Origin of the sequence: Xylophilus rhododendri (genome assembly GCF_009906855.1) — a bacterium.
Taxonomy (GTDB): domain Bacteria; phylum Pseudomonadota; class Gammaproteobacteria; order Burkholderiales; family Burkholderiaceae_C; genus Xylophilus; species Xylophilus rhododendri.
The window spans coordinates 5,536,783-5,552,574 of sequence record NZ_CP047650.1 but is presented as its reverse complement, the minus strand read 5'-3'; the positions used below and the strand labels follow the sequence as shown (position 1 = coordinate 5,552,574).

At 67.7% G+C, this 15,792-nt stretch carries 15 protein-coding genes; 7 read left to right on the top strand and 8 right to left on the bottom strand.

Annotation, left to right across the window (positions count from 1 at the left end; genetic code table 11):
• Nucleotides 1-52: 52 nt before the first annotated feature.
• Together GT347_RS25675 and GT347_RS25670 are read right to left on the bottom strand one after the other, a co-directional pair.
• Nucleotides 53-517: an SRPBCC family protein gene (locus GT347_RS25675; protein ID WP_160554885.1), complete on the bottom strand. Its 465-nt coding sequence runs from the start codon at nt 515-517 to the stop codon at nt 53-55.
• Complete coding sequence (locus GT347_RS25670) at nt 514-990, bottom strand: VOC family protein (protein ID WP_160554884.1); 477 nt, start codon at nt 988-990, stop codon at nt 514-516. The genes GT347_RS25675 and GT347_RS25670 overlap by 4 nt, the downstream gene beginning before the upstream one ends.
• 305 nt (nt 991-1,295) lie before the next feature.
• Here GT347_RS25670 and GT347_RS25665 point away from each other — a divergent pair, with 305 nt between their 5' ends.
• The 3 genes from GT347_RS25665 to GT347_RS25655 all read left to right on the top strand — a co-directional run bounded on the left by GT347_RS25665 (nt 1,296) and on the right by GT347_RS25655 (nt 5,399).
• The gene (locus GT347_RS25665; RefSeq protein WP_160554883.1) at nt 1,296-3,674 is read left to right on the top strand and encodes a hybrid sensor histidine kinase/response regulator; all 2,379 of its coding nucleotides are present in this window, start codon (nt 1,296-1,298) and stop codon (nt 3,672-3,674) included.
• 128 nt (nt 3,675-3,802) lie between these two features.
• Complete coding sequence (locus GT347_RS25660; RefSeq protein ID WP_160554882.1) at nt 3,803-4,099, top strand: helix-turn-helix domain-containing protein; 297 nt, start codon at nt 3,803-3,805, stop codon at nt 4,097-4,099.
• Nucleotides 4,086-5,399, top strand: coding sequence for a HipA domain-containing protein (locus tag GT347_RS25655; RefSeq protein ID WP_160554881.1), 1,314 nt, complete (start codon nt 4,086-4,088; stop codon nt 5,397-5,399). Before GT347_RS25660 ends, GT347_RS25655 begins: the two co-directional genes overlap by 14 nt.
• A 252-nt stretch (nt 5,400-5,651) precedes the next feature.
• On the opposite strand, the gene GT347_RS25650 is transcribed toward GT347_RS25655, so the two are convergent.
• Nucleotides 5,652-5,978 (bottom strand): hypothetical protein, encoded by a 327-nt coding sequence (locus GT347_RS25650; RefSeq protein ID WP_160554880.1) that lies wholly within the window; start codon nt 5,976-5,978, stop codon nt 5,652-5,654.
• A gap of 18 nt (nt 5,979-5,996) precedes the next feature.
• Here GT347_RS25650 and GT347_RS25645 point away from each other — a divergent pair, with 18 nt between their 5' ends.
• A complete protein-coding gene (locus tag GT347_RS25645; RefSeq protein ID WP_160554879.1) occupies nt 5,997-7,475 on the top strand; it encodes an EAL domain-containing protein in 1,479 nt (492 codons plus the stop codon).
• Between the two features lie 12 nt (nt 7,476-7,487).
• Here GT347_RS25645 and GT347_RS25640 read toward each other — a convergent pair whose 3' ends face one another.
• The 3 genes from GT347_RS25640 to GT347_RS25630 form a co-directional block, all read right to left on the bottom strand.
• The gene (locus tag GT347_RS25640) at nt 7,488-8,240 is read right to left on the bottom strand and encodes a PEP-CTERM sorting domain-containing protein (protein WP_160554878.1); all 753 of its coding nucleotides are present in this window, start codon (nt 8,238-8,240) and stop codon (nt 7,488-7,490) included.
• A 58-nt stretch (nt 8,241-8,298) separates the two neighbouring features.
• Nucleotides 8,299-8,868: a PEP-CTERM sorting domain-containing protein gene (locus GT347_RS25635; protein WP_160554877.1), complete on the bottom strand. Its 570-nt coding sequence runs from the start codon at nt 8,866-8,868 to the stop codon at nt 8,299-8,301.
• A gap of 191 nt (nt 8,869-9,059) precedes the next feature.
• Nucleotides 9,060-9,953, bottom strand: a complete 894-nt coding sequence (locus tag GT347_RS25630) for an SDR family oxidoreductase (protein WP_160554876.1) — start codon at nt 9,951-9,953, stop codon at nt 9,060-9,062.
• A 105-nt stretch (nt 9,954-10,058) separates the two neighbouring features.
• Here GT347_RS25630 and GT347_RS25625 point away from each other — a divergent pair, with 105 nt between their 5' ends.
• The 3 genes from GT347_RS25625 to GT347_RS25615 all read left to right on the top strand — a co-directional run bounded on the left by GT347_RS25625 (nt 10,059) and on the right by GT347_RS25615 (nt 14,770).
• Entirely contained in the window at nt 10,059-10,910 is an 852-nt protein-coding gene (locus GT347_RS25625; RefSeq protein WP_160554875.1) for a helix-turn-helix transcriptional regulator, read from the top strand.
• Nucleotides 10,886-12,409 (top strand): FAD-dependent oxidoreductase, encoded by a 1,524-nt coding sequence (locus GT347_RS25620; RefSeq protein WP_160554874.1) that lies wholly within the window; start codon nt 10,886-10,888, stop codon nt 12,407-12,409. Before GT347_RS25625 ends, GT347_RS25620 begins: the two co-directional genes overlap by 25 nt.
• Nucleotides 12,410-12,619: 210 nt before the next feature.
• A complete protein-coding gene (locus tag GT347_RS25615) occupies nt 12,620-14,770 on the top strand; it encodes an alpha/beta hydrolase domain-containing protein (RefSeq protein ID WP_160554873.1) in 2,151 nt (716 codons plus the stop codon).
• 13 nt (nt 14,771-14,783) lie between these two features.
• Here the strand turns inward: GT347_RS25615 and GT347_RS25610 are convergent, their stop codons facing one another.
• A complete protein-coding gene (locus GT347_RS25610) occupies nt 14,784-15,068 on the bottom strand; it encodes a hypothetical protein (RefSeq protein ID WP_160554872.1) in 285 nt (94 codons plus the stop codon).
• 280 nt (nt 15,069-15,348) lie between these two features.
• The gene (locus GT347_RS25605) at nt 15,349-15,765 is read right to left on the bottom strand and encodes a UTRA domain-containing protein (RefSeq protein WP_160554871.1); all 417 of its coding nucleotides are present in this window, start codon (nt 15,763-15,765) and stop codon (nt 15,349-15,351) included.
• Between the last annotated feature and the right edge of the window lie 27 nt (nt 15,766-15,792).

Sequence of the window (15,792 nt, the reverse complement as noted above, 5' to 3'; positions counted from 1 at the left end):
AATGTAAGCAAACCTTAACCGACGTTGGACGCGAAGGGAAGCCCCCGCGGGCTTATCCCAATGTGGCGGCCATCGCGCCCATCTGCGCGGCGGCCGTGCCCCAGCCCTGTTCGAATCCCATGTTCTCGTGGGCCTGGCGGTCTTCCAGCGTCCAGTGGCGCACGGTGGCGGTGTAGCGGGAGCTGCCGTTTCCCAGGTCCAGGAAGTCCAGGATGATGGTGACGAAAGGCTTGGCCGAAGGCACCCAGGCCCGGGTGTAGGCATCGGTCATGACGAGACGGCGGTTCGGCACCACTTCGAGGTAGACGCCGGCATTGGGCACCTCCGGGCCATCGGGGCCCTGCATCACAACGAGGCTGGCGCCGCCCGGGCGCACGTCGAGGTCGGCACGCAGCGTCTTCCAGGGCGGCGGGGCGAACCATTGCACCAGCAGCTCGGGCTCGGTCCAGCAGCGGTAGAGCTTGTCGGCGGATACGGGGAAATCCCGGCTCAGGCTGAGTTCGAGGTTCTCGCTCATCGTGCGCTTTCCGGGGCGGGGGTGCGGTCACGCGGAATCGACTCGCCGTTGATCGCCCAGTTCAGGCCGAAGCGGTCGGTCAGCATGCCAAAGGTCTTGGCCCAGAAGCTCGGCGCCAGGGGCATGGTGACCTGGCCGCCTTGCGACAAGGCTGCGAAGGCCGCCTGCGCCTCGGCCACCGTGTCGTACTGCAGGGTCAGCATCACGCCCTGTATGCCCTGGTGCTGCCGGCCGGGCGGCGCATCGCCCGCGAACAGCATGGCGCCGCCGGGCAGGGTCAGGCAGGCGTGCATGATCGCTTCGCCCATGCCTTCGGCGCTGGGGCCGCAGCCCTCGGCGGGCGCTGCCGGGGCCGGCATGTCGGCGTAACGCATCATTGCGTCGATGCGTCCGCCCAGGGCCTGCTCATAGAAGGCGAAGGCCTCGCGTGTGGTGCCGTCGAAGCTCAGGTAGGGGGTGAGTGTCGTGCTCATGGAAAACTCCTGATAAAAGTAAAAACGAGCGAGCGGGCGCAAGCCTATCAAATCGGGGGCGTGGCGCTCCAGCGGATTATCACGAAGCCCCCATTCAGGAATCCGCGGATATTTCGAGCATTGATGGACACGAGTTCATTGATATATTCTCACCTCGAACCGTGCAGAGTGATGGAGCACTTACGGAATTTCATCCCGCCGTCGGAAATATCGCGATGGCATCCGGCGCCTTGTCCGACAATGTTTATCCAGCGCCTCATGAAATAAGCAATGCGCCAGATAATGTCCACAGCCGGAAGGTGAAAATGACCCCGCTGGATACGAAGATCGATATCGCACGGCTGTTCGACGGAATGTCCAGCATGCTGGTCTGCCTGTCGGCCACGCCGGATTTTCGTGTGCTGGCGGTCAGCGGCTCGTTTCTGAAGGCCAGCTTTTCCCGCCGCGAGGATTTGATCGGCCGGCCACTTTTCGAATGCGTGCGTTCTGCGCAGCATTACCCGGACGGCGGCGTGGAAGCCGTGCGGCAATCGCTGCTGCGGGTATTGGCCAGGCGCCAGCCGGAATCCCTGCCCGCCGCCACGCTGACTGTGCTGGCGCCCGACGGCAGCGCCGTCACCCGCCATTGGGAGTTGACCCACACCCCCGTCCACGACGAATCCGGCGCGCTGGCATATGTGCTGCTGCTGGCGCGCGATGTCGGCGCCGCCGTCGAGGCCCAGCAGAGCCTGCGCACCCAGCAGGCACTCACCCGGCAGATCCTCGACGGCGCGGTCGATTACGCCATCATCGCCACCGACCTCGACGGCACGGTCACCGGCTGGAACCGCGGCGCCATGAACGTGCTGGGTTGGACCGAGGCCGAGATGCTCGGCCAGTCGCTGGACCGCATCTACCTGCCGGAGGACGTGATGTCCGGCCAGCCCGAGCACGAGCGCCGCCTGGCCTCGCGCAACCACAAGGCGCCCGACGACGGCTGGCATGTGCGCCAGAGCGGCGAGCGCTTCTGGGTCAGCGGCCAGACCACCACCCTGCGCGGCACCGACGGCGAGGTGTGCGGCTTCCTGAAGATCCTGCGCGACCAGACCGAGCGCGAACACCTGGCGCGCGAGCAGGCGGTGAAGCTGGAAGCGCTCTACAACTTCAACATGAGCCTGGAGCAGCGGGTGGCGCAGAAGGCGGCCGAACGCGACCGCATCTGGCAGCTCTCCAACGACCTGATGGATGTCTGCGACAGCCAGCGGCGCCTGATGTCGGTCAACGCCGCCTGGACCGCGGTGCTGGGTTGGCCGGAGGAACTGCTGGTCGGCCGGCCCTTCACCGAATTCGTCCATCCCGACCAGCGCCTGAGCACCGACGCCGTGCTCACCACCGCGCAGGACACGCAGAAGGCCATGTGGCTGGAGACCCGGGTCCTGCACCGCGACGGCCGCTACTGCACCATGTCCTGGATGGTGTCGCCCGACCAGGGCCGTTTCTACATGGTGGGCCGCGACGTCAGCCAGCAGCGCGAGACCGAGGCCAAGCTGCGCCAGAGCCAGAAGATGGAGGCCCTGGGCCAGCTCACCGGCGGCATCGCCCACGACTTCAACAACCTGCTGGCCACCATCACCGGCAGCCTGGAACTGCTCAAGCGCAAGACCGAGGCCGGCGAGACCCAGGGCCTGGCGCGCTGGATGCAGATGGCATCGGCCGCCGCGCAGCGCGCCTCGGCCCTGGTGCAGCGGCTGCTGGCCTTCTCGCGCAACCAGTCGCTGGACCTGAAGCCGGTCGATGTGAGCGAACTCACCGAGAGCATGGAAGACCTGCTGCACCGCACCCTGGGCGAAAACGTGGAAGTCACGCTGGAGCTGGCCTGCAAGCCCTGCTGCGCCCGCACCGACTTCAACCAGCTGGAAAACGCGCTGCTGAACCTGGCCATCAATGCGCGCGACGCCATGGGCGGCCGCGGCCGGCTGCGCATCGGCGTGCGCGGCCTGCAGCTGGACGATCGCGCGCTGGGACTGGACCTGCCGGCCGGCCATTACGTCTGCCTGAGCGTGGCCGACGACGGCGCCGGCATGCCGCCGGAGGTGCTGGCGCGGGCCTTCGATCCCTTCTTCACCACCAAGCCGGCGGGCCAGGGCACCGGGCTGGGCCTGTCGATGATCTACGGCTTCGCCAAGCAGAGCGGCGGCTGCGCGGCGATCGACTCGCAGCCCGGCGTGGGCACCACCGTCAGCATCTATTTGCCGCATGTAGATCCGTCGCCCGGCAAGGCCCGCCCGGCCGCCGGCAGCGATCCGGCCGCGCCGCCTCACGGCCAGGAGTGCATCCTGCTGGTGGAGGACAACACCAGCCTGCGATCGGTGGTGCGCGAATCGCTCGGCAGTCTGGGCTATGCGGTGCACGAAGCTTCGTCTGCGCAGGCCGCGCTGATGCTGCTCGACAGCGGCGTGCGCTGCGAGCTGCTGGTCACCGACGTCGGCCTGCCCGGCATCAACGGCCAGCAGCTCGCCGCCATGGTGCTGCGCCGGCTGCCCGCCACACGCGTGCTGTTCATGACCGGCCACGCCAGCCAGGCCGCCGTGCGCGCCGACTTCCTGGAAGACGGCATGGACCTGCTCTGCAAGCCCTTCAGCCTGCAGAGCCTGGGGGAGAAGGTGCGCGAAATGCTGGACTACCAGCGGCCTCAAAAGGCCTGATGAAATCCTGCGTTCACAGGATTTTTGGGTCGATAGACCTTTGAAATTAGAAATTTCCTACGGTTGCAGGATTTTTCTAATCAACAACGGTAGTTTCGGGCAAAATTCCTGCAAACGCAGGAACTGCCATGCAAATCCCGATCTCCACCGTCGCCGAACTCGGCCTGGCCATTCGCGCCGTGCGCCGCCACAACGCCATCCGGCTGGACGACCTGGCGGCCACGGCCGGCGTCAGCAAGCAATTCACGTCAGACACCGAATACGGCAAGCCGACCGTGCAGCTGGGCCTGGTGCTGAAGCTGCTCGACGAGTTGGGCATCCGCCTGCTGGCCGACATTCCCCAGGCGGCCGCCGATGAACTGCAGGCCCTGCACCGCCAGGGCGGCCCTCGGGCGAAGCGGGCACAGAGCGATGCGCAGCCTTGAAGTCCATCTGAACGAACGCCTCGTCGGCACGCTGAACGAAGGCCAGGACCTGTGGAGCTTCCGCTACGACCCGGCATGGCGGCAGGCGCCGGATGGCTTCGATCTGTCGCCCGCATTGGCGCGCACCCAGGTGCTGCATGAGGACGGCGGCAGCCATCGTCCCGTGCAGTGGTACTTCGACAACCTGCTGCCGGAGGAAACCCTGCGCGAGGCGGTCAGCAAGGAAGCCCGCATCCAGGGCGACGATGCTTTCGCACTGCTGCAGTACCTGGGCGCGGAATCGGCCGGCTCGCTTGTGCTGACACCGCCGGGTGTGTCCGGCCAGCGGCCGGTCAGCGGCGGCGAGTTGCGGCCCTTGAGCGACGAGGCGCTGAGCCAGCGTATCCGCGCCCTGCCACGAAGCACGCTCGGAAGCGGCGCGCCCAAACGCATGTCGGCGGCGGGAGCACAGCACAAGTTGCTGGTGGTGCTGCGCCAAGGGCAACTCTTCGAACCGGTGGGCAGCGAGCCGTCCACCCACATCCTCAAGCCCGACCATCCGGGACAGGACTATCCACACTCCGTCATCAACGAATACTTCACGATGCGGCTCGCACAGGCCGTGCTGGGCGATGTGCCGGCCGTGTATCGGCGTTATGTGCCGGAGCCGGTGTATCTGGTCCAGCGTTTCGACCGTGACAGCGACGCCAACGGCCCCACGCGGCGCCGGCACATCATCGATGCCTGTCAGTTGCTCGACAAACCACGCGCCTTCAAGTACCGCGCGGCCTCGCTGGAATCGCTGGCACAGGTCGTGGCCCAGTGCCGCAACCGGACACGCACGCGACTGCGCCTCTACGGCTGGCTGGTCTTCAACCTGCTGCTCGGCAATGACGACAACCATCTGAAGAACCTGTCCTTCGTGGTCGGCCCCGAAGGCCTGGACCTGTCGCCTTGGTACGACATGCTCGCCACGGCCAGCTACCGGACACCCGCCATCGTCAATGAAAGAGCAGACTGGCCGCGGGTCGATCTGATGCTGCCGCTGCCCGGTGCCGCCCGCTTCGGCGAGGTCGGCCGCAGCAACGTCCTGCTGGCGGGCGAAGCCCTGGGACTGCCGCGACGCATCGGCGAACGAGAACTCGACCGGCTGCGCGCCGGCATCGCCGCGGCGGTCCCTGCCACCATCGCCGCCATCGAGGCAGAGAACCGGCTGAGCCCGCAGGGCGCGGCCGTTTTGGGCGGCGAACTCCGCCTGCTCAGGACCATCCAGCATGTGGTGGTGGCCGAGATGCTGCGGCGGACCGCCCCGCAAGGTTGAAACGAAGTGCCCTCTCCGCCCACCGCTGGCCCACGGCTCATGAAAGATGATTCAGCAACCATCCGAAGAAGCGCCCGACCAGCAGCAGAAAATCCCACAGCGCCTTCAATGCATCCCACAGACCCATCCGGCTAGCATACGGCCGCGATCTGTCATAAGAATGTCACCCATGTGCAGGAACTATGGATGCGCGCCCAGCGGTTGGATCGTTTGTGTCAGCGCTTACCCAACATGGAACACAATTTGCATCGATTAACCGAAACGAGGCTGATACGTGCAAGCAAACGTATCGGGCTCGACAGGCCGACGCACTCCTAACCAATACCGCTCCATGACACGCAGTACGGCCGAAGCGCTTTTGCCAAACAGCCATCCCGTCCGAGGAATCCAGCTTCCAGGATGACGACGACCCTGCACGCGCCGGCCTGGCACGACCGCTATCGGCCGATGACCCATGTCCTGGGCCGACACCCCGATCTCGCCGGAAATCTGGCCGGTTTCGGCGTCGCCCTGCTTCTGCTGGCGGTCTTTGCACTCGCGGCAATTGGCCTGAAATTGCAGCAAATCGAGGAAGGTCACCAGCGGATCCACCAGCGCATGCAGGCCGTCATGGCCGACACCAGCAGCCTGCTGGACGAACTCAACACGCGTTTTCGCCCGGACTGCGAGCCGGAAAACCTCAAGCGCCTGAATGCCTTGATGTACGCCCATCGTTATGTGCGCGGCATCGGCCTGCTCGACGAGCAGGGGCGCCTGTTCTGCAGCGTCGGGGCCGGCCGGCTGGACCAGCCGGCGCCGCCCAGCCGCAGCGTCATCGACGGCTCCATCGGCCGCTACCAGCTCAACACGCCGGTGCGGCGTTTCGTCGGGCCGATCGAAGATTCAATCCGCGGCACGGCCATCGAGCGCGGCCGTTTCCAGGTGCTGGCCGACAGCGCGCCGACCCAGGACGCCTTCCGGGAACATTCCGACGCGGTCTGGGCCGGCGCCGGCAGCCAGCGCCGGCGCATCTTCACCGGCACCTACGGCCAGTGGAGCGAGCCGGTGCTGTCGCCCGACGTGGCGCAGCTGAGCTTCGACTGGCGCCATGCCCGGCTGTTCGTCACCGACACCGTCCAGGGCGTCAGTCCGGTTTCGGTGCAGTCGATCCTGGGCGTGCATTCCCTGGACGTGTTCCGCCTGCGCATCCTCGCGGTGGCGACGATCTTCTGCGCCCTGTTCGGCCTGGTGCTGAGCCGGGCCATCGCCCGCCATTGCCGCGCCTACGAGACGATGGACTACCGCATCCGCCATCTCTTCGCGCCCGACAAGGTGGTCTGCCACTACCAGCCCATCCTGGAGCTGGCCACCGGCCGCATGATCGGCTGCGAAGTGCTGGCGCGGCTGCGCGACGGCGACAAGCTGATCTATCCCGACAAGTTCATCCCCGCCCTGAACCGCCGCAAGCTGACCTGGGCCTTCGACGCCGCCGTAAGCCGCGCCGCGCTGCTGGAACTGGCCGCCGCCCTGCCGCCGCAGACGCGTTTCGCCGTGGCGCTGAACTTCTTTCCGCAGAACCTGCGGCGCGACACCATCCACGCCCACCTGCAGGACGTGATGGCGCGTGTCGGCCGGACCGATCTGCAGATCGAACTCGAAGTCACCGAATACGATTTCTCCCCCGAGCTGGCGCCCGAGCTGCGCCGCCTCAAGGCCGACGGCTACGGCATCTCCATAGACGACTTCGGCACCGGCTATTCGAACCTGGGCATGGTCAAGAAGGTCAGTCCGGACTTCCTGAAGATCGACCGTTCCTTCGTGCTGGAGATGGGCGACGAGACCATCCGCTCCAGCCTGATCCCCGAGATCATCGCCATCGCCACCGCGGTCGGCAGCGAGGTGATCGCCGAGGGCATCGAGACGATCGACCAGCTCGACCAGCTGCGCACGCTGGGCGTGCGGTACGGCCAGGGCTACTACTTCGCCAGGCCGATGGCGATGGCCGACCTGCAGCGTTTCATGGCGGCCCATGCCGTGGCCGCCGAGGCCGCGATCCCTGCGGCGGCGGCCGATACCTTCGTCGATTCGGCCGTCTAGAGGCTTGCGTTCCTAGAGAGCCCGGGCCTTGCGGCGGCGCGCCGCGCCGGCAACGCCAGCCAGGCCCGCCAGCAGCAGGCCAGCCGTCGCCGGCTCCGGCACGGCCGACAGCGACACGACCCGCGCGATGCCGTAGAGATCCTGCTCGCCATAGCTCGACACGCCGTTGGCGTAGGTGCTGACCAAGGCGATGGAGTTGAAGCTCCAGTAAGGCGCGGTTTCCAGAAAGGTCTGCATGGTCGCCCCGCTCACCGCCGACACCACCGTACCCGGGGCCAGATAGGCCGAGAGGCTGCTCATGTACGACTGGGTGGTCGATACGCCGTTGGCGAAGCTCGCGTTGTCACCCTGCTGTTCCAGCCGCGCCGTGTAGGCGCCGTAGGGATCGGCCACCAAGGCGCCCGATGGCGTGGTGGTGCGGGTGCTGGTGACCAGACCCTGGCTGGTGACAGCCGACGCCTGCACGCCCATGTCGGCCATCTGCTGCGCGGCCGTGCCATAGGGGCTGGCCAGGGTCGCGGACAGCTTGAGCGAGGAACCCGTCACCGTGTTGCCCTGGCTGTTGACGGAGGAACTGACGGCCGCGGCGGGCGCGTTTTCGTCATAGGTCCAGGTCGCCTGGAAGCTCGACGGCTTGAAGCCCGCACAGCTGCCGGAACTGCCGAAGATCGAACAGCCCTGCACATCGATCTGGAAGGTGGCCGTCGCCGCCGAAGCGCCCATCGAAGCCGCCGCGCATCCCAGGGCCATACCTGCCCGCGTCATCCACCGAACCATCGCTGAGTCCTCGCCTGTTTTGTTCGCAAAATGTAAACAAATAATATCATCCGCTTACATTCCGGCGGCCCCTCAAGCGGCGGGCCATCAGACCGACCACGCCGGTGCCTGCCAGCAGCATGGCGAGACCATCCGGCTCGGGGACCGGGCTGAGGGCCTGCACCTGTCCCGGCCCGGTGATGGTGGCACTGAAGGGCCCGAACTCCATGGGCAGGAAGGCGGTGTTGACCCACACATAGCGGGTGCCCGCCGCCAGGGAATAGTCGAAGCCGGAAACCTCGGCGGAGCCCAGATCGTCGTTGGCGATCAGCACATTGGTCAGCGGCGACGATGGCACGAAGCTGCCCGCGTACAGAACCGTGTAGTTGTCATAGCCGGTCGAGGTGGAGGCGAAGCTGTAGCTGCCGCTGGTGGAGACGGAGAAGACGAATGCCGAATAGGGTTCATCGCCGGGCAGGAACAGTTCGGTCGGCGGGCTTCCCGGCTTGGGAATCGCGAAGATCGGGCTCGATGCGGTCGTCTCGCCGCTGAAGCTGTAGGTCTGGCTGGCCTCGGCCGCCGTGGCGGCGCACAGGGCCAGCAAGCCGCCGAACAGGACACATGGATGAAAACGCATGGCAACTCCTGAAGGATTTCTTTCGAAACCCGGATGTGGATCGGACTGCCAGTTTTCTGCCTCGCACCTTTCCTGCAAATAGTCTTGCCAGCCCCATCGCGTTGTACGAGATGCCGGCATTTCAAAGGCGCATGACCCGGGCTGTGCGCGATGGCGGCATGAGCGCTCGCCACCTTCGAAGCCCGCGCCGGTTAAGGCGCGAAGTAAGCCGCCTGGTCGAGGTCGGCCAAGAGCCCGGGCCCGGTGGGCGCCCAACCCAGCGCCTGCCGGGTATGGGCACTCGACGCCGCCATGTCGGCACCCGCGAAGCCGGCGAACCAGCCGAAGTGTTCCGCAGCGCGCGCTTGCACCGGCAGGCCCAGTCGCCGGCCTATGACTTCGGCGATGTCGCGGAAGGCGACGCCCTCGTCGGCAACGGCGTGATAGGCGGCATCGGGCGCGCCCTGCTCCAGCGCCAGCCGGTAGAGCCGCGCGGCATCGAGCCGGTGAACGCCCGGCCAGCGGTTGAGGCCGTCGCCCAGATAGGCGGAGACGCCCTTCTCGCGCGCCAGCCGGATCAGGATCGGCACGAAGCCGTGGTCGCCCACACCGTGCACCGAAGGCGCCAGGCGGATCGTCGATGTCCGCACCGGCGCCTTGACGCCCTCGCCCGCGGCGAGGGAGCGCGCCATCGCCTCCGACCGCCGGGGAAAGCCGGGATCCGAAGGCGGCAGATCGGCTTCGGTCGCGACACGGCCCGGCGCCAGCAAGGCCACGCCGGAGGTCACCAGCAGCAGCCGGCCGGAGCCCGCCAGCGCCTGGCCCATCGCCTCGATCGCGCGCCGGTCCTGCTCGGCATTGGCGGCGAATTTCGAGAAATCATGGTTGAACGCGGTGTGGATCACGGCGTCGGCCGCGTCCGCGGCGCTGGCCAGCAGCGCCAGGTCGTCCAGCGTGCCGTGCAGCACCTCGGCGCCCGTCTGCGCCAGCACCACCGCCTTGTCCGGCGAGCGGGCCAGTCCGGTCACCGCATGGCCGGCCTGCAGCAACTCCTGAACCACCTTGGAACCGACCCAGCCGGTCGCACCCGTCACGAATACCTTCATCGAGAACTCCTGAAATCCTGGAACGAGGGCCAGTCTGGGCGCAGGATCGATCCCGTTAAAGTAGTGACCTTATCCCGGTATAGCCGCTAACAGGATCTCTCCGCCTTGGCCGACAGCCCTTCCCTCGCCTCGTATCTCAAGGACCGGCGCAGCCGGCTCGACCCGGCCGCCCTCGGCTTCACCGGCCTGCGCCGCCGCACACCCGGCCTGCGCCGGGAGGAGGTGGCGCAGCGCGCCAACATCAGCGCCACCTGGTACACCTGGCTGGAACAGGGCCGTGGCGGGGCGCCCTCCGCCGAGGTGCTGGACCGCATCGCCCGCGCACTGCTGCTCACCGAAGTCGAACGCGAACATGTCTTCCTGCTCGGCCTGGGCCGGCCGCCGGAAGTGCGCCTGCGCGACAGCGAAACCTTCACGCCCCGGCTGCAGGGCGTGCTGGACGCGATGCCGCACAGTCCCGCGCTGGTCCGCAACGTGACCTGGGACGTCATTGCCTGGAACGCGGCCGCCGCCGCCGTGCTGACCGACTACGGCAACCTGCCGCCGCCGCAGCGCAACGTGCTGCGGCTGATGTTTCTGAGCCCGCATTCGCGCGCCGCGCAGTTCGACTGGGAAAGCATCGCGCGTTATGTCGTCGGCGTGTTCCGCGCCGAGGCCACCCGCGTCGGCGCGGCGGCCACGGTGCAGCCCCTGGTCGACGAACTCTGCCGCGCCAGCCCGGACTTCGCCGCCATGTGGAGCGAGCACGACGTGCGCCACGTCGGAGAGGGCGTGAAGCGCCTGCGCCATGCGGTGCTGGGCGAGATCGCGCTGGAGTTCTCCAGCTTCGCGGTGGACGGCCGGCCCGATCTCTCGATGCTGGTCTACAACCCCACGACAGCTGCAGACACACAGCGCATCATGGCGCTGATCGCCACCCGAAGGGAGCAGGCATGCAAGACACCGTCCTCATCGTAGGCGCCGGCCCCAGCGGCCTGGTGCTGGCCCTGTGGCTCACCCGCCAGGGCGTCAAGGTGCGTATCGTCGACAAGAGCGACGGCCCCGGCACCAGCTCGCGCGCCATGGCCGTGCAGGCGCGCACGCTGGAGCTCTACCGGCAGCTCGAACTGGCCGACGACGTGGTGGCCGCCGGCCATCCGGCGCCGGCGGTCAACTTCTGGATCGGCGGCCGGCAGCGTGCCCGCCTGCCCATGGATACGGTCGGCAAGCAGCTCACGCCCTACCCCTTCCTGCTGCTCTATCCGCAGGACCGGCATGAACAAAGGCTGGTCAAGCGCCTGAAGGCCCTGGGCGTGGTGGTCGAGCGGCAGACCGAATGCCTGGGCTTCGAGGAGCACGCGACCGGCATCGTCGCCCGCCTGTGCCGCCCCGACGGCCGCGAGGAAGACTGCGAAGCCGCCTACATCGCCGGCTGCGACGGCGCCCGCTCCATCGTGCGCCACCAGATCGGCGCAGGCTTTCCCGGCGGCAGCTACAGCAAGTTCTTCTACGTGGCCGACGTGCAGGCCAGCGGCGAAGCGGCCCGCGGCGAAGCCCATGTGGCGCTGGACCATGCCGACTTCGTCGCCTGGCTGCCCTACGACGAACACGGCAGCGGTCGGCTGATCGGCGTAGCAGAGGGCCATGAAACGCAGGACGCCGAGCACCCCGACTCGCTCACCTTCGACGACGTCGGCCATGAGGCCATCGCCAGCATCGGCCTGCGGGTCGAGCAGGTACGCTGGTTCTCCACCTACCACGTGCACCACCGCGTCACCGACCACTACCGCCGCGGCCGCGCCTTCCTGGTCGGCGACGCCGCCCACATCCACAGCCCGGCCGGCGGCCAGGGCATGAACACCGGCATCGGCGATGCGATCAACCTCGCCTGGAAACTCGCCGCCGTGCTCCAGCGGGCCGCGCCCGACAGCCTGCTCGACAGCTACCAGGCCGAACGCCGCGCCTTCGCCCTGAAACTCGTCGAGACCACCGACCGGGTCTTCGGCTTCGTCACCGCCGACGGCAGCTTCGCCGACTTCATGCGCACCCGCATCGCGCCCCTGGTCGCGCCGCTGGCCTACGGCATCGAGGCAGTGCGGGAATACGCCTTCCGGCTGGTCTCCCAGACCATGCTCAGCTACCACGAGGGCCCGCTGGCAGAAGGCCGGGCCGGCGAGGTGCGCGGCGGCGACCGCCTGCCCTGGGTGGCCGGGGCCGACAACTACGGACCGCTGTCCAACATCGGCTGGCAGGTCCACGTCTACGGCCAGCCCCATCAAGACCTGGCCGACTGGTGCCACTGGCGGAACATCCCCCTGCACCGCTTCGATTTCGGCCCGGCGCAGCAGGCCGCCGGCCTGGAGCAGGACGCGGCCTATCTCATCCGGCCGGACACCTATGTGGGCTGCGCCGACACCGATGCCAGCGTGGATGCGCTGGAGGCCTACCTGCTGCGGCACCTCGGGCCCGCCACATAGCAGGACATACCCGAAGCGTCTTTTTTTCAAGCCCGGACGCTGTCGGCGACAGCGCCCCGATTCATCCAGACACTCGATGAATCGATCCGCATTTTCGATTTCACGAATCGCCAAACACCTCCTAGATTGTGACCAAGAAGCACCCACGGCCATGCCGAAGCAGAGGTGCGCAGGGAGCGGAATTCCCTTCCACAAGACAGGAGACACCACATGCATCCGAAATCCATCGCCCTCGCGGCGATCGGCCTGGCCGTACTCGTCGCCGGCTGCGGCGGCGACGGCAACAGCACCGTCGTCGGCGGCGCCACCACGCCGCCCGTCGTGGTCGCCGCCACGCCCCAGCTGCGCATGACCATCAGCGCCACGGCGGACTATCCCGGCAGCTTCGGCAGCGTGGGCGCCTACGAGCAGCTCACCGGCACCATCAGCGGCGAACTCGACCCCAAGGACAGCCACAACGCCGTGATCCAGGACCTGGAACTGGCCCCCGTCAACAGCCGCGGCATGGTGGAGTACAGCGCCGACTTCGTCATGCTCAAGCCCAAGGACATGAGCAAGGCCAACGGCGTGCTGCGCTACGACGCGCCCAACCGCGGCAACATCCTCACCGCGCCCAACCTCACCGCCAACCCCAGCGATTCCGAGTACCTCGAGCGCGGCTATGTCTGGCTGTTCTCGGCCTGGCAGGGCGACGTGCCCAAGAGCTCGGCCCAGCGCCTGACCGCCACCGTGCCGGTGGCGAAGAACCCCGACGGCAGCTCCATCACCGGCCCCTACGCGACCGAACTGCTGGCCTCGGTCGCCTCGCCCGCGCTGACCCTGCCCGGCAGCGTGTTCAACGGCACCATGATCCCCTACGCCCCGGCCAGCCTCGACAACACCCAGCCCGGCTACCTGCTGACCCGCCGCGTCAACGAGACCGATCCCAAGATCGCCATCTCCCCGGCCGACTGGAAGTTCGCCACCTGCGACGCCGCCGCCAACCCCTTCCCCGGCACGGCCAACGGCGCCAGCGTCTGCCTGCGCGGCGGCTTCCAGCCCAACATCCTCTACGAGCTGCAATACGTCGCCAAGGACCCGAAGGTGATGGGCGTGGGCCTGGCCGCGCTGCGCGAGACGATCAGCTTCTTCCGCGGCAACACGGCCGACGCCGCCGGCACCGCCAACCCGCTGGCCGGCCGCATCACCGCCACCATCGGCCAGGGCACCTCGCAGTCCGGCAATGCGATGAAGACCTTCCTGCACCTGGGCTTCAACCAGCGGCTCGACGGCGGCAAGGTCTTCGACGGCATCTATGCCCACGTGGCCGCGCGCCAGACCAACATCAACACCCGCTTCGCCGTGCCCGGCGGCGGCGGCGGCCTGCGCACCGACCACCGCGCCTTCGGCCAGACCGCGCCGCGCGGCCTTGCAGCCGACTATGTGGATTCGGTCTCCGGCCGCACCGGCGGCGTGATGCGCCGCTGCAGCGCCACCGCCACCTGCCCCAAGTTCTTCCTGGGCATGTCGGGCACCGAGTTCTGGCAGCTGCAGGGCTCGCCGGTGCTGACCGATGCAAACGGCTTCGCCGACCTCAGCCAGCCGGACAACGCCCGCATCTACTACTACGCCAGCACCCAGCACGGCGGCGGCACCGGCGGCCTGGCCACCGGCATCAGCTTCGCGCCCAGCTCGGCCGTCTACCCGATCGGCTCGATGACCGACTTCGCCGACACCTTCCGCGCCCTCTTCTTCGACCTGGAGGACTGGGTGGTGCGCAACACCGCGCCGCCCGCCAGCCAGGTGCCCAAGGTGGCCGACGGCACCCTGGTGCGGCCGAGCGCGCTGGTCTATCCCACCATCACCGGCGTGAGCTGGCCGGCGACCGGCGGCACCGCCATCCCGGCCTTCAACTACCTGGCGCGCTACAACGGCTTCCCGCTGCTGGACTACGGCCCCAACTACCGGCCGCAGGACGAGTCCGGCATCCCCAGCATCGTGCCGCCGGCCTACCTGGCCCGCGACTACGCCATCCTGGTACCGCAGGTCGATCCCTCCACCGGCCTGACCCGTGCCGGCATCCGCAACGTGGACGTGCAGGCGCCGCTCGGCACCAGCCTGGAATACAACTACGTGGCCACGCCCGGAATCATCGACCTGGTCAACCTGAGCGGCAGCTACCTGCCCTTCCACAAGACCGAGGCAGCGCGCATCGCGGCGGGCGACACCCGGCCCTCGATCGAATCGCTGTACGGCACGCAGGCCGGTTATGTGACGGCGGTGACCACCGCGGCCAACAGCCTGGTCGGCCAGCGTTTCCTGCTGCAGCGGGATGCGGACCGGCGGATCGCGCGCGCGCAGGCCAATCCGGTGCTGCCCTGAGGTCTCGACGGGACTAGACGTGCGCCAGCATCCAGTCCTCGGCGCTGGCGAAAGCGCCGGGCTCGCCCAGCTGGCGCAGGGCCACGTCGGTGACCCAGCCGACACGCTCCAGGGCCTGGCGCAGCAGCAGCATGCGGTCGGCGCCGGTCTCGTCGCCTGCCTCGCCTGAACCGGGCAGGGTCAGGCAGATCGCGCTGCTGGCGATGGCGCCCACTTCCCTGAGCAGGGCGCGGGTGGATTCGGTGGATGGCGACCCGTCGCGAACGAACTGCGGCTGGGATGCTTTCTTTGTCTTCATGCTGGCCTCCTGATCGATGGCTTCCCTTGGGGAAACCGCCGTCCATTCATCCCGCGATGAAGTGGCGGCGGCTCGAACAGGTTGGCGTGCCGGAGGACCTTTACGATGAGACCGGCAGGGCGTGAGCCCTCCCATCCGAGCCGCCAAAAAAGCGAATGCACGCCGGCTACTGGAGGTAATGAAGCTGGCCCTCGTACCGCCTCCCCCAGCCGACCCGTCTCAGTCGTCGTCCTGCAACCTCGTAGCCACCTCTTCAGCCGTCGGCATGCAGTCAGCCCACTCAATAGCTGCCCAATAAAAGCTTGCGCTGATTCGGCGGTATGTACAGCGCCTGGAAATAGACCGCCTCCCCGCGCCGGTCCGACGCAGCGATCTCCAGCGTCGCCCCACCCGTCTTCGCTGTGAGCTTCAGCGCCTTGCAGGCGGCCGGCGGCAAGGCGCCTATGCCCAGCTTCTCGGCGAAGCGGGTGGCCGGCCGGTGGTATTCGCGCGCCAGCAGGTCCTTGAGGTTGACGCCGCTCAGGTCCTTCAGCGACATAGCCTCCAGCCGGGGAAAGGCGCCCGCCGGCAGCCAGGCCAGGGTGTAGACATCGAACTCGTTGCCGATCGAGAAGATGCGCTCTATGCACAGCTGCTCGCCCTCGCCCAGGTGGGCGCTCCAGGGCCGGTGCCCGAGACCAGCGTGCGCCCCTGGCATGCGAGTAGATCGGCAGCGTCTCCCCGC

Bases quoted from the DNA above. Each gene is read 5' to 3' on its own strand.
- GT347_RS25615 (WP_160554873.1), top strand. From the start codon at position 12,620: ATGCATCCGAAATCCATCGCCCTCGCGGCGATCGGCCTGGCCGTACTC.
- GT347_RS25620 (WP_160554874.1), top strand. From the start codon at position 10,886: ATGCAAGACACCGTCCTCATCGTAGGCGCCGGCCCCAGCGGCCTGGTG.
- GT347_RS25640 (WP_160554878.1), bottom strand. From the start codon at position 8,240: ATGACGCGGGCAGGTATGGCCCTGGGATGCGCGGCGGCTTCGATGGGC.
- GT347_RS25675 (WP_160554885.1), bottom strand. From the start codon at position 517: ATGAGCGAGAACCTCGAACTCAGCCTGAGCCGGGATTTCCCCGTATCC.
- GT347_RS25635 (WP_160554877.1), bottom strand. From the start codon at position 8,868: ATGCGTTTTCATCCATGTGTCCTGTTCGGCGGCTTGCTGGCCCTGTGC.
- GT347_RS25605 (WP_160554871.1), bottom strand. From the start codon at position 15,765: ATGCCAGGGGCGCACGCTGGTCTCGGGCACCGGCCCTGGAGCGCCCAC.
- GT347_RS25610 (WP_160554872.1), bottom strand. From the start codon at position 15,068: ATGAAGACAAAGAAAGCATCCCAGCCGCAGTTCGTTCGCGACGGGTCG.
- GT347_RS25645 (WP_160554879.1), top strand. From the start codon at position 5,997: ATGCAGGCCGTCATGGCCGACACCAGCAGCCTGCTGGACGAACTCAAC.
- GT347_RS25655 (WP_160554881.1), top strand. From the start codon at position 4,086: ATGCGCAGCCTTGAAGTCCATCTGAACGAACGCCTCGTCGGCACGCTG.
- GT347_RS25630 (WP_160554876.1), bottom strand. From the start codon at position 9,953: ATGAAGGTATTCGTGACGGGTGCGACCGGCTGGGTCGGTTCCAAGGTG.
- GT347_RS25660 (WP_160554882.1), top strand. From the start codon at position 3,803: ATGCAAATCCCGATCTCCACCGTCGCCGAACTCGGCCTGGCCATTCGC.
- GT347_RS25670 (WP_160554884.1), bottom strand. From the start codon at position 990: ATGAGCACGACACTCACCCCCTACCTGAGCTTCGACGGCACCACACGC.
- GT347_RS25665 (WP_160554883.1), top strand. From the start codon at position 1,296: ATGACCCCGCTGGATACGAAGATCGATATCGCACGGCTGTTCGACGGA.